We start from the raw sequence: 13,293 nt of genomic DNA on the forward strand, positions 1-13,293 counted from the left end.
AGGCATGGCATCATGATCATGTTCACTGGCATGGAGGTGGCATGGCATGGCAGAAAAAAAAAAAAAAAAAAAAAAAAAAAAAAAAATGGCAGGCAGAAAGGCAGGCACAATCAACATGGAGGCAGGCAGGCATGGCAACACAGAAAAAAAAAAAAAAAAAAAAAAAATTAAAAAAAAAAAAAAAAAAAAAAAACACACACACACACATGGCAGCAGCCAGGCACACAAATCCCATGGCATTCAAGGCATTTTTTTTTTTTTTTTTGGCATGGCACAATGGCATGGCAGGCTGGATGGCATGGTGGCAGGCGCTGGAGGCTGGGGAGGCAGGCTGGAGGAATTTTTTTTTTTTTTTTTTTTTTTTTTTGCATGCAGGCCATGGCATGGCATGGCAGGCAGGCAGGCTGGAGGTGGCATGGCAAGAGAAACAAAAAAAAAAAAAAAAAAAAAAAAAAAAAAAAACAAAAAAAATGGCAGGAGGCAGAGGCATGGCATGGCAGAGGCTGGCTGGAGAGAGAGAAAAAAAAAAAAAAAAAAAAAAAAAAAAAAAAAAAATGGCATCAGCTCCTCCCTCCCAGGCATGGCATGGAAAAAAAAAAAAAAAAAAAAAAATGGCATGGCATGGCATGGCATGGCATGGCAGCCATGGCATGGCAGGTGGCAGGTGCTTTTTTTTTTTTTTTTTTTTTTTTTTTTTTTTTTTTTTTTTTTTTTTTTTTTTTTTTTTTTTTTTTTTTTTTTTAAAAAAAAAAAATTTTTTTTTTTTTTTTTTTGGCAGGTTCCCCGCCATGGCATGCCATGGCACAGGCTGGCAGGTGGCATTTTTTTTTTTTTTTTTTTTTTTTTTTTTTTTTTTTTTTTTTTTTTCTTTTTTTTTTTTCTCTCTCTCCCTCCAAAGAAGTTGTGAGCAGCCAACCGTTTTTTTTTTTTCTGGCCACCACCCCCCAAAAAAAAAAACAACGGCTGGCTTCCCGCTTCCGATAAGTCGAGGATTGAAAGCCGTGTATGACCAAAATAAATGCGGTTGTTACCAAGTTCTATTTCAATAAGTGCTTGCGAATCAGGCCCTCTGTGGCTGGAGTCAGGTCAATACTTTGGGTTGTTAATTTGCAATTTACGCTTCCAGCGATTCCACACATAAGATTGCGATTTAGTAATGAGGTTAAAAAATTAATTTTGTAATCAATGGCAGAGAAATTCTCTCTAAACCATTAGTATTTGTTGATAAACAGATTCAAGCTTGGGTATAACGGAAGCTGGACATAATAAGGCGTAACTATTTGCTTCGATTTCCTGCCCATTTCTTCTATTAATTCTGGATTGTCAATGAAAGCCTTAATGCTGTTCAAGATGGCATCGGCGTCACCCGGATTAATTAAAAATCCATTTACATGGCTGGTTAGATACCTCACTGATTCCACCAACAGCTGTCGAAATGATCGGCATGCTGTTTGCTCATCGCTTCCAAAATAGAAATTGGTAAACCTTCATTATACGATGGCAAAATGTAAACGTCACTTTGCTGCAATAATGTTTTCTTTTCCTGTCCTGAATGTCCATGCTTTAAACGAGACAATATCTTCCAACTGATTTTCTTTTATGAATGCTTCCAGCTTTTTGGTTTCACCGTTTCCACCAATTGTCAATTGAAGATTCGATTGGAAATATGTCTTATTATCACGGATAACTTCAAGCAGATCAGATATCCCTTTGCGCTCACCAATAAACCCAAGGAAAAGCAATTGTAAACGATCTGATTTCTTTCTTGATAATTGATGCATCAGCAGGATCAATTATGTTTTCAAGAACAATGATGCTTTTCAATTTGAAATTGTCTTCAAAAAATGTTTTCCATTGCTTTGAAAAGACATATTACCAGATCAATGTTCTCGAAAAATATCCTGATTAATTTCCTGGTAAAGCCATTGGCATTATTGTAGAATATGTGAAAGTCAGATCCATGGCTGTGATAAATGACTTTTTTTGAAAACATCTTAGCAACCAGAAACACCAAAAACTTCCTGTAAAAGCTTCCATAATGCGCGCCGTGAATGTGAACGACTTTAATTTCTGAATCCGTCAGCAACTTTGCGCCAAGCTTTAACAGGCTTAGCAGGAAATAAAACACATTGCTTATTTTCCCGATCTGTAAATTATAAGTTGCGACAAGACTTGAAATCAGAAAAGTGTTTTGAATAAGTAGACAAAACGCTTGATATGCCGCCCAGCGGTGGCTGATATCCCTCACCAACGGTTAAAACTTGTCTGGAAATGCTATTGGAAATCATCTTTTTAGGCTTACTGAATTGTTGAGTAGGGTCTGCGTAACTGATATTAAATAAGAGATTCTAGACTTTCCTTGCTACATCAGCATTAGCCAGATTGATATATGCTTTCATCAGAAATTCATACATGGCCGGGCTTGTTTTAGAAAAAGCTTTAATGCATAACGATGTTTCGCTTTTAATCGCTCTTTTAAACATATATTGATAATAGGCAACCAGGTTCTCACTCGCTTGTTTGTATTCAGCAAGATATTTCTGTCTTCCCAGAAATGAATATGAGATTGATTAATGAAATGTTGGTGATGAGATCGAAATATTTGGTCTTTTCGTTCTCACGATTTCAGGAAGGCTTTGTTCGCAGGTTTCAACCATCTTTTTAGAAAACGTTACCGTATCCATGTATTTAGTGCTGAATTTGGTCATGCTCACAGAGTTCTCCCGGACAATGTAGTTGTATTTAACCTGATCATCAAATACAATCTTGTTAGCAAGGTTAAGCGCCCGGAAATTATAAAATGTATCTTCGTACATGCTGCCTTCAAACTTAATGCTGCGCGCAATCTCGGCAGTGCAAACCCGGTCGTTAGCGCTGTGCGAAAAATCCTTTGTTAGGAGTGCAGTAATTGCCTGCGCACGGTTAAAAATCGTTCGTTTTTCCCGTTCCGTAGAACATTTCAACTTTATGCGGGAATATCTTGCGCGTGCCGCAGATGGAGATGTCAGCCTGGCGTCTAAAGTGCATTTTCCACGAGCAATTCGTACATATCCACTTCGAGCTCATCGTCGCAGTCCACGAACCCAATGTATTTTCCAACCGCAATGCCCAATCCCGTGTTACGGGCGCTGGACACGCCCTGGTTGTTTCTGATGGATCACCAAAATGCGGTTATCCTGGCGTGCGATGCGGTCGCAAATGGCACCGCATTCGTCGGTTGAGCCGTCATTTACAAGGATCAGTTCGAAATCTGTAAACCGCTGTTTCAGAATCGAATCGATGCACGAGTCGATGTAATCCTGCTTATTGTAAACGGGAACAATAATGGATAGGAGTGGCATATTAATGTTGAAGCTCATAATTAGTTCAGAGTTACCGTGCGCTTTGGCAGCGAAGGAGTTGGTTTGATGTTTTCAGCGGAACTTAATAGCGGTTTCAAGGCTAAGTAATACATGTATATTTTGGCTGGCACGAGCAATTTGGTTGCACCCAACTCATTCAAAACATTTTTCAGCAATGCCGTTTTTTCAGCAATGGTAAAGGATTGCGAAAGCAGCAGCGTAGAACAGATCCAGCGGAGCTTGGTGAATTCCGATGTAGTTTCTGCAATGCCGTTGTTTTTGAAAAACCTGTTTACCCAAATGATGTAAGCAACATTCGATTTGAGCTTGCGCTGTACAATGCTTTTGTCTTTGAGATCAGAGGAAATATTAATGCCGCTGTCACGGAAATAAACCGTTGAGCCAGGAATCGTCGTAATGCCTTTTTTATGACCAAAAGCAATCCAGGTTGCATCGTCTGAGCACCACGCCAGATCAAAGTTGATAAAGCCTGACTGCTGATAAATTTCTCTCGAAAAAATGAATTCAACCACCGTGCTGTTAATCTGGCGCTGAATTCTTTTTTCAAAAAAATCATTGACAGCGAGTTGCTTAGGGAATGGATTGCAAGTTTTGATCAGCTCGCTGTGTTGGTTGATGATCTTAATGTCGAAATGAAACAGGTCTGTCTGATCGTTCTGATCCAGCGCTGCAAAAAAGCTTTCAACACAGTCCGCACCCATTACATCGTCATCTGAAAAAAGCCAGATCCAGTTCTCATCCTGCGTCATATCAATGCAGCGGTTCCACTGGCTTACCAGATCCTTGCCGCCAACATTGGTTTCGAATTTCTTATAAGTAAGGGGAATGCGCGTTTCGAAATCCCGGACAATGCTGTAAAGGTCCTGCGGACTGTTGTCGTCCCCGATATAGAGGTGAAATTTCGTGCTGGTCTGCGCCGCGATCGATTCGAGTGCTTCCCTTAAAAACTCGGCTTTATATGCCGGAATAACGATTGCTAATTGCTCTTTCATGGTTTGCGTTACAGGATTGGGTGCATGATTGGATTTTCAACAACCACCTGGTGTTGCGCGATATATTCCTGCTGGTTTTCGTAACAAATACTGATAAATGTAAAGCACGAACACATTGCATATCATAAAGTTATGCGAGTACACTGCATCGGAAGTAAGGCTTGTAACCAGCAGCAGCAACGTGTAATATTTGAGATAATAATAGTTTTCCGGCACCCGCATCGTGAAGGATTTGATGAAAATGGCGATGTAACCAAGCACCGCAAGAACGCCGAACATCACATACACGCCGATAATGCCCACATCAGACAGGTAAAAACCATAGACATCTTCAAGGTAAGTCGTGTAGGCGCCGTAAGAAGAGGTGTTGTTCGGCAGCCCGTTTCCAAAAATCCTGGACAGCGTGTTGGGTGAAAAGTCATTGATAAAATATTCGCCGGCAAGCACGCGGATGTATTTGTCTCCGTCCGAAACCGTCTCTTTTTGCGTTTCGGCAAGTCCTTTGTAAATGTCAGAGCCTTGCAGATAAACGATCCCGACGATGAACATCGCCACCATGCCCAACTTCATCGCTAATGACGCTTTTTTGCCATAATGATAAATCAGGATAACGGCGATCAGACCGATGGACTGGCGTGTCACCTGCAAAAGCGTTACGCCCACACCCATCAGCACGAAGCCGATGTAAAACCATTTGTAGCTGTTTTTTTCAAGGCTTTTGTTCAATGCGATAAAGAACGCCAGAAAGAAAACGCCGGCTCCCGGAAACAGGATGCGCACGATGCCGCGGTCTTCAACAAACTCTTCTCTGAAACCGAAATAAACGGTGTCGCTATGCGTGAATTGGAACAGGTAAAGTATAATGTAAGCCACTCCGAACACCATAACCACACGTTCCAGCATCGCGATTGGATACTTTTTATAGAGCAAGAAAAAGAACGAAAACCAGACCAGATACGGAATAGAGCTCACGCTGTAACTGAGTGCCTGCCCCCAAGAAATATAAGCCATCAAAATCGAGAACACCACCGAGAAGCACAACACCTGCACAGGCAAAATGAAGCCACCCCCTTTCCGGAAAAAATGCGGGAGCGACATCAGGATCGTTCCCAGCACAAATGCATAGCTCAGATTTTTGAGCACGCCCGAGCTTGCAATTTTTGCTGAGAAATAGTTCAGCGAAAATAGGACAAGCAGGAAGATGAAGATGTAATGGTAATATTTAAAATTATTCATGGTTTCAGTCCGGTTCATGGTCAAGCCAAATGCTTGTTGTATGCCAATGTTACGTCGCTTTCAATTATTGGCTTGGCAGTTTTAGAGGAGCTTTTTGAAGGGAAAAATGTTTCACGGATTTTTAAGAACGGCTTTTCAATGATCTCTGTAAAAACGATCCCGGCAGAAAGCGAAAGTCCGATGTAAAGAGCCGCATACAAAAGCCACTGCGGAACGCTGGTAAAGGGCGTCGCGATGCCGGCTTTTTTGAAAGCAAGCAGCAGATACACATTCACGGGCACATGCCAGAGATAAATGCAGTAAGAGTTTTGACCAATAAATGCGACCGCTTTGCTGCTAAAAAATGCAATGTTGTCTTTCTGAAAAAGGGCTGCCATCAGCAACACGCCGAAGCAGGCTGCATTGGTAGAAAGGAAAATGACCGACACAACATTGAACTCCCAATAAGGCAAAACAAAATTGAGCGCGAGCATAACCGCTGCCAAAGGCACCATCCATTTCTGATTCGCTTTGATAAAATCGCCCAGTTTCTCTTTTCTGTAATTAAAAAGATAAGAAAGCACAACGCCGAGCAGTAATGCGTCCAGTCGGAAATGGGTGCGACCGAAATGCATCAGGAAATCATATTGCGGGTGCTCGATGTTGGCCATTAACCTGAAAGCAATGCCTGTAACAAGCAAAGTCAGATATGAAATGAGCAAAGTTTTGAGGGTAAGCTTGTTGAATTTAATGCAAACCAGAAACATAGCTGTTAGCAGGAAATAAAAGCCTTCTTCAACATCCAGCGACCAGGTATGAGCCCATCTTCCGCCCAGATAGTTGTGAACAAAGAATAGATCTTTGAGATAAGCGATGGTTTCAAATTTAAAATCAGCGCTCAGAAAAGTCCTTTCGACAATAAATGTGATCAGCAGCAATGCGATGAAGCTTGGATAAATTTTGAAACCGCGTCTGATCAGAAATCTCACGGCGTCAATTTTCCCGCTCAAATGATGCTCCTTGAACAAAAGTCCTGAAACCAGGAAGCCGCTAAGCACAAAGAACAGGTCAACACCGATCCATCCGCCGGTGTTGATCACATAAAAACCATAGCCAACCAGCTTCTTCACAACCGGATCGGACTTGGCAGAAACCAGCGGATACAGGTGGTTTAATATCACAAGCAACACCGCGCAAGCCCTGATAAAGTCAAGCGTATTGTTTCTGACAAAGCCACTGGCCGGATTTTGTGTTAATGTCTTGTTCATTTGTTAAAGAGTCGGGGCCGTTTATTTTTTAGTTGAGCAAACTTCTTGTTTAATTCCTCGTAGCGATCCTTTTCGGGCGATCATTGTCAAAAACGCCTTTCCAGCCGTCGCGGTAAGCATTGAAATGGAAGCTCATCCGTTTGTATTTGTAATCATCGTAAAGGATGATGGCTTTTGAGTCGGAAAGGAAAGATCTGGTCAGCATGAGCAGCATTCTGTATTTTGTTGCTTTGGAGTCGTTGAAGACATATTTCTTCTTGATCCAGATCATGTTCCTCATGCCATAATAGCGGATCCAGAGCTTGTCAAAAGGAGTGCGGTAATTCACTTTATGCAGGAATGTCTTGCGCTCACCGCCGGCAGTCGCATTTTCCAGGTGATAAATTTTTGCTTTTACACTCACCTGCACGCGGCTAACCTGATTCAGCCTTAGGCAATATTCCACATCATCATTATGGATGAAAAATTCCCTTTTTGGCAAACCCACCTGCTTAATAGCACTTGAATGCACCATTAACCCTACGAAAGAGGCAAAATCAACCAGGATATCGCCTTCGTTTTCTTCATTAATAGGCCTGTAAATCGAAGAGGAACCTTGTGAAAAGTCGAAGCAACCGCGGTGACGTGTGTCAATTTTCCCGTCGCGGTCTACAACGAGTGGCGCAAGGCAAAGCACTTCGTCGGACGTCCGGGAAGCGAGCATATTGGCAAGGCAATGTTTGTCTGCAACGCAGTCATCATCCATCACCCAAATCCATTCGTAACCCTGATCATATGCCTCCTTAATGCCCGTGTAAAAACCACCGGCACCGCCCAGATTATTTTGATTAACCAATGTAAGGTCCTGCTGCTCAGCAAGCCAGGCCGCTGTGCCGTCGGAGCTGCCGTTATTGACAACCACGATCGCATCCGGTGGCACTGTTTGCTGGCGTAAGGCATTGATACAGCCTTTAAGCAATTCTAATCGGTTGAATGTTACTACAACTGCTGCAATATTGTTCATCAGGCTTTCAAGTAAGAGTAGTTTTTACGGAAGATGTTTTCAACGCTATCAGCCAGCATGGTGAAAACAGGGACAATTTTCTTTTCAATAGATAAATGGCAGATCACACCAATGCCCGTGGCAAGCACCAGCTGCACCATCACCACAAGGTCGGCGGCGGCAGGCATGCCGAATTGGTCGTAAACCAAACCCAAAGCAGAGAATGCTATGGTGTGCACCAGATAAATAGAGTAGGAAGCGTCACCCAGAAGAAGCATTTGTCCATTGCTCCAGAGACCTTTCAATTTCGCATTGGTTTCAAGGAAAACGCATCCGAAAACAAGCAGAATGCTTGGAATGCCAAAATAGAACAGTCTTGCAAATGTTACGCGGCCCGTCAGCACTTCGTCCATTTCAGAAACCCGGCCATAGCCGAATGTGATCAGCAACGCAAAGCCTGCCAGACCAGCGATCAATGATGTTGCCGCCAGACCGGAAGAAACTTTTTTGTTTCTCAAAAGCCAGCCCATCAAAGCACCAGCGCCAAATTCAAGAATGATAGGGTGCGTGATAAAGTTGAATATCACCTGATTGGAAGGGATAATCTGACCAATTAAAACGAGCACCAGCAGCATGCCGGTCAGGTAAAATTCTTTGGATTGAATGCGTTTGTAGATCAACACGGAGAACAGCACATAGAAAAACCATTCAAAGCTCAGCGTCCAGCCAATGGTCAGGATCGGCCACCAGATCTGAGATCCCATTTCAACAGGCAGAATGGTAAGTGTTTTGACGATCGCTTTGAAAGAAAATTCGCCTTGCTGGCGTTGCAGCAAAAAGCCGAAAGCCACAATGCTTACCAGATAATAGTAAGGGTTGATCCGGATAAAACGCTTTTTTAGAAACTGATACATGCTTTTCCGGCCGTTGATATCATAACCGATAAAGGAGATAATGAAGCCGGAAATGACAAAAAAGATGTCGACACCGATGGCGCCGAAATCTTGCAGGAAGCGAAAATTTTGCTGATATGAAACAGCATATTTGGACTGAAGGTCCAGGGAATGGCAGTAAACAACCAGAAGCGCTGCCAATGCGCGCAAGAATTGAATAGAGTAAAGCTTCATAAACGTGAGATTTGGGGTTTATCTTACAAACAGTTTGGCCTTGATCGGGGCCAGGTATTCTTTGAAACTCGCAGGCGTGAAATATTCGAAATTGATTGGGTTAATGCCTTGTTTCCGCAAAACCACATACATGCTCAGCAGAATGAAAACTTCCGTCATCAGCCAGTTAAATGATGTGCCGATATAACCCCACTCCTTGATCATCAGGATATTAAATGAAATGCTCAGAAGCGATCCGAGGGCGGTGATTCTCAGGAAATATTTGTCCATGCCTAGGTTAAGCATGATTTGAATTCCAAAAACATTGCTCAATGCAATGATCAGCGGAACTAATGAAAGGATCTGGAAAACCGGAATGGCCGCATCGAACTTATGACCATAAAAAAGGCCGATAATGATAGGTCCTAGCACGATCATGCAAAGCGTTGCAGCGCCTGTAAAAAGCACAATAAGCGGGATGATTTTCTGCGCCACCCGCAGGCCATGCTGGCGATCTTCACCAAATGCTTTGCCAATAAAAGGATAAAGCGCCTGCGTAAGCGGCAACGTCAGCACCGACTGCGCGATCACGATCAGGCGCTGGCCGGCAGTGTAATAACCCGTTTGTTCCGCGGTCTGGTAAAGGCCGAGGATAAAGGTGTTTGTAGTCGTGTATAAATTCACAACAACGAGAGAAAAGAAGATCGTTTTTTCTTCCCAAATCACATTTATACACCTTTTCAAAGAAGCAGGCGTGTACTTGATATTATATCGTTTGATCGCCCATCCGAATGCGATCAGTCCGACCAGCGTTTGAATCGCGCCGAAAAGAAGCGGTTGCCAGATGTAATCATCACTTTCCTGAATCACCATCAGAATGGCTACGGTGAACAGGATTTTACTTAAAAGATTGAAGATAGCAACTTTCGAAAGGTCCTGCATGGCTTGGAAAAGCCAGTTTTGGGTAAATACGGCACTAATGCAAAGCACAAAGGAGAAAATCATCACCTGCTTGTTGATCTGCAAACGCGGCACGGTGTATATAAGAATGAAGAAAACGCACGATGCCACGGCGAGCAGCAGCAATTGCGTGGTGAAAACTTCGCTGAAAACCTTGTTTCTGTTTGCTTCGTTGCTTGGGTCCTTGGCGATTTTTCTTGTTGCAGTAAGGTCAAATCCGTAACCGATCAGCAATGTAAAGTAGGCGATGAAGGCTGCGGCAAAATTGATTACGCCAAACTTTTCGGGTCCGATGATCCGCGAGATAACGGGCACTGAGATCAGCGGCATGCCATAATTAGCAATTTGAACCAATGTCAGCGACATAATATTGCGCGTTAATCGTTTCTGAGAATTTGCGGTGTTCACTTGTTGGAATTTTAAATAACTGACTCGACTCTGCCTACCGGCTTTCCGTTCCGCTTGATGATCTTGGCGGGAATGCCCACAACGGTGCAGTCGCTAGGGACGTCTTTTACGACAACCGCATTGGCGCCAACCACTGAATTGTTGCCGATAAATACATTTCCAAGCACTTTCGCTCCTGCATATACGGTTACATCGTCGCCTAATGTCGGGCTGTCCGTGTTGTTGGTAAATCCGATCGTCACCTGCTGATTGATCCAGCAATTTTTACCGATCGAATTGGCATTGATAATGGTGCTGAAACCATGCTGGATGAAAAGCCCTTCGCCAATGTGGGGCGTGTACAAATACAGCGTTGACATCGGCGGACAAAGGAATTTGAAAAAATGCTGAAGGAAGCCTACGCGGTAATAAAACAGGTTCCGGAACTCAGGGTAAAACGAAAGCAGATAGACAAAACCAAATACATTGCTGTAATCCTTCCCGAAGATCTGAAGCCAGCGCGCAACATCCGCACGCATCGTCTTTTTATTCTTGTGCAGGTAAAACAGCGCAATATGCGGCAGGCACCTGATGCAGTTGAAAATGACAAATAAGTTTCTCACAGTATTTTAAAGAAGGGTAAGGCTGAATGCTTGATTAAAATCTTCCACGGAAATCGCTGAACATGAAGCTGAGCGGTTTGGATTTTTTCTGCATGTAATAGTTGACATCGTAGTCATATCCATAGCCATATTTGACCCTTTGAATGCCGTTGAAAACAATGTGAATGTTGGTCAGCTGCTTCTGGTAATCAAGCTCTTTAATAAAGTCCAGCTCAGATTTTTCTGTAAAACCCTGTCTGATCATGTACAATGTAATGTCGGAAACGCGTGAGAGGATCATTGCATCCGGAACCAGGTGAATAGGAGGGCTGTCGATGATAATGTCGTCGTACATTAATCTAAGGCTGTCGATCAGTTCTGCGAGCAGGTTCTTTTCTAGCAGCTCAGATGGGTTGGCAACGATTTCTCCGCTTGTGATAAAATGCAGGTTAGCTTCACTAGCCGAATGCTGAATGATCTCATTCTGAGGCGTGTATCCGTTGAGGAATTCGCTGATGCCTGGATGTGATTTTGGTAGACGGAATATATCAGCAACCTTAGGCTTGCGCATATCCAGTTCCAACACGATCGTTTTTCTTCCCGAGTATGCAGTTGAAACAGCCAGGTTGCTGCTGACAAAACTCTTGCCTTCACCTGGAACGCTGGAAGTAACAAGCGTAACCCGGCCATATTCGCGTTTGCCAAATAGATGATGCAGCTTAATGCGAAGCGCACGGAATTGCTCGCTAACCACATTCTGTTTGCTAGGGTCAACCGTAACCGGGCTATTATCCGTTTCCAGAGGAAGCTCTACGATAATCGGCGTTTTCAAATGTTCCAGAATCTGCTCACGCGTTGTTATTCTCGCATTAAGCATGCTTCTGACATAGATCAAACCGGCTGGAAGTCCCAATCCAAGCAGAAAAGCTGCCAAAGCCGCCAGAATCCGCTGACTGTTTTTTGGAGGACCTGCATAAGCCTGGTCTACAACATGATCGTCCATTAATGTGGTGGCATAACTTACAGACGCCTCTTCTCTTTTTTGCAGCAAATAAGTGTACAAATTCTCTTTCGTAGCCTGCTGTCTTTTTATGCTTACATATTCACGCTCCTGCGTAGGGATGCTTTTGATAGATGATTTTACCCTTGAATTAATGGATTGTAGTTTTGATCTGGTGCCCAGCAATGATCGTTTGATGTTCGTAACATTCTCTTTGATCGCTGATTTTGTAATGTAAATCTGGCGGTTGATCGGATCGAAATCGGGGTTGGTTTCTGGTGTTGTTGCCAACAGCTTTTCCCGTTGCAATTGCAGGTCAGACAATTTGTCAACCAGCTTGCTTAGAGAAAGGTCCGTAATGCCAAATGTAGTCGGAGCCTGCGATGAGGAAACGGGCGCATTAATGTATCTTTCAATGCCTTCAATCACACTTAACTGCACATTCACCTCATTGAGGCGCGTATCGCTCTCCTGCATATTTTCCAGACTGATCTGCGAATCGGCGCTCAGGTCTGTCATGCCACGGCTGCTTTTGTAACCTTCAATTCCTTTTTCAGCCTGTGTAAGTTCGCCTGCCAGTGATGCAATGCGCTGATCCAGGAAGTCCAGCGTATTTTTGGTTTGCTGAATTTTGCCCTTCTTGCCAGATAAATTATAGTTGTAAATCAGGTTGTTGAGAATGTCTTTGCCTCGCTGCGGGACTTCGTCTTCGATCGACAAAACCAATGCAGTTGAAAGCTTATTAGATAAACCTATGCCAATCAGGCTCTGATATTGCAATGCCAGCTGATCCGGATCGGCAATACTGATGGTGATCACTTCGTCCTGGAATTTGGTAAGCGCCTTGGTTGGTTCCAGTTTCCAGCTGCCGAAGCTGCTTTCCAATGTGTCCTTATATAAAAGCTCCTGTGTGGTCTCGTCCGGCATAATCAGATAAAACGAGTTTGCATCTTTTATTTTGATGCTAATGCTCGCACGTGCGTAATCGCCGGATCTTGTGACAAGATTCAGCTTAACCGGGCTAATGTTATAAAGGTCACACGTAACCAAACCTTCCTTGTGCTTGTAAACAATGTCCAGGTTGAGGTCGTTAATAAGCTGACCGATCAGCTTTGGATTTCAGGATCTCAATTTCGTTCTCGATCAATTTAGAAGAACTGATCAGATCGATCTCGCGCAAGGGCGACTGCTGTCCAGGCGCTTTTTTCTCATCTTGGATCAGAATGGTCGCTTTAACCTGATATACGGGTCTTGTTCTCTTAATGTGCAGAAATAACAAGCCGCCTGCAATCGTCAGTCCGATGACAAAGAGCGGCCAGTGATAAAGATATTGCTTGATCGTATTTGCTATCTGGGCAGCCTGGTTCTTTTTACCTGACGCAGGAAATGCTGTTAAGGGTATTTGCTGGGTGTTCATGT

The 13,293-nt window shown here is 43.4% G+C and carries 14 protein-coding genes and 1 pseudogene; 1 reads left to right on the forward strand and 14 read right to left on the reverse strand.

Annotation, left to right across the window (positions count from 1 at the left end; genetic code table 11):
- The coding region (locus AC0IYG_RS16935) for a hypothetical protein (RefSeq protein ID WP_471712327.1) at positions 1–1,049 on the forward strand (1,049 nt) is incomplete at its 5' end.
- Between the two features lie 359 nt (positions 1,050–1,408).
- Here the strand turns inward: AC0IYG_RS16935 and AC0IYG_RS16940 are convergent.
- The 14 genes and pseudogenes from AC0IYG_RS16940 to AC0IYG_RS17005 form a co-directional block, all read right to left on the reverse strand.
- Positions 1,409–1,576 (reverse strand): glycosyltransferase, encoded by a 168-nt coding sequence (locus tag AC0IYG_RS16940; RefSeq protein ID WP_471712328.1) that lies wholly within the window; start codon positions 1,574–1,576, stop codon positions 1,409–1,411.
- A complete protein-coding gene (locus AC0IYG_RS16945) occupies positions 1,515–1,781 on the reverse strand; it encodes a glycosyltransferase (RefSeq protein ID WP_471712329.1) in 267 nt (88 codons plus the stop codon). The genes AC0IYG_RS16940 and AC0IYG_RS16945 overlap by 62 nt, the downstream gene beginning before the upstream one ends.
- Before the next feature lie 56 nt (positions 1,782–1,837).
- Positions 1,838–2,248 (reverse strand): glycosyltransferase, encoded by a 411-nt coding sequence (locus tag AC0IYG_RS16950; RefSeq protein ID WP_471712583.1) that lies wholly within the window; start codon positions 2,246–2,248, stop codon positions 1,838–1,840.
- A gap of 322 nt (positions 2,249–2,570) precedes the next feature.
- A complete protein-coding gene (locus AC0IYG_RS16955; RefSeq protein ID WP_471712330.1) occupies positions 2,571–2,963 on the reverse strand; it encodes a hypothetical protein in 393 nt (130 codons plus the stop codon).
- 53 nt (positions 2,964–3,016) lie between these two features.
- Positions 3,017–3,359 (reverse strand): annotated as a pseudogene (locus tag AC0IYG_RS16960) (glycosyltransferase).
- A gap of 2 nt (positions 3,360–3,361) precedes the next feature.
- Positions 3,362–4,354: a glycosyltransferase family 2 protein gene (locus AC0IYG_RS16965; RefSeq protein ID WP_471712331.1), complete on the reverse strand. Its 993-nt coding sequence runs from the start codon at positions 4,352–4,354 to the stop codon at positions 3,362–3,364.
- A 36-nt stretch (positions 4,355–4,390) separates the two neighbouring features.
- The gene (locus tag AC0IYG_RS16970; protein WP_471712332.1) at positions 4,391–5,590 is read right to left on the reverse strand and encodes a hypothetical protein; all 1,200 of its coding nucleotides are present in this window, start codon (positions 5,588–5,590) and stop codon (positions 4,391–4,393) included.
- 20 nt (positions 5,591–5,610) lie between these two features.
- Positions 5,611–6,837 (reverse strand): acyltransferase family protein, encoded by a 1,227-nt coding sequence (locus AC0IYG_RS16975; RefSeq protein ID WP_471712333.1) that lies wholly within the window; start codon positions 6,835–6,837, stop codon positions 5,611–5,613.
- A gap of 49 nt (positions 6,838–6,886) precedes the next feature.
- Positions 6,887–7,840, reverse strand: coding sequence for a glycosyltransferase family 2 protein (locus tag AC0IYG_RS16980; RefSeq protein ID WP_471712334.1), 954 nt, complete (start codon positions 7,838–7,840; stop codon positions 6,887–6,889).
- On the reverse strand, positions 7,840–8,946 hold the full coding sequence (locus tag AC0IYG_RS16985; protein WP_471712335.1) for an acyltransferase family protein: 1,107 nt from the start codon (positions 8,944–8,946) through the stop codon (positions 7,840–7,842). The genes AC0IYG_RS16980 and AC0IYG_RS16985 overlap by 1 nt, the downstream gene beginning before the upstream one ends.
- 18 nt (positions 8,947–8,964) lie before the next feature.
- Positions 8,965–10,293, reverse strand: coding sequence for a flippase (locus AC0IYG_RS16990; protein ID WP_471712336.1), 1,329 nt, complete (start codon positions 10,291–10,293; stop codon positions 8,965–8,967).
- 11 nt (positions 10,294–10,304) lie between these two features.
- Positions 10,305–10,895 (reverse strand): serine O-acetyltransferase, encoded by a 591-nt coding sequence (locus AC0IYG_RS16995; protein WP_471712337.1) that lies wholly within the window; start codon positions 10,893–10,895, stop codon positions 10,305–10,307.
- 34 nt (positions 10,896–10,929) lie between these two features.
- Positions 10,930–12,924 carry a polysaccharide biosynthesis tyrosine autokinase gene (locus tag AC0IYG_RS17000; RefSeq protein WP_471712338.1) on the reverse strand — a complete coding sequence of 665 codons (1,995 nt, stop codon included), beginning with the start codon at positions 12,922–12,924 and terminating at the stop codon, positions 10,930–10,932.
- Between the two features lie 40 nt (positions 12,925–12,964).
- Positions 12,965–13,291, reverse strand: a complete 327-nt coding sequence (locus AC0IYG_RS17005; RefSeq protein ID WP_471712339.1) for a hypothetical protein — start codon at positions 13,289–13,291, stop codon at positions 12,965–12,967.
- Positions 13,292–13,293 lie beyond the last annotated feature (2 nt).

This window comes from Dyadobacter sp. AC419 (genome assembly GCF_979253085.1).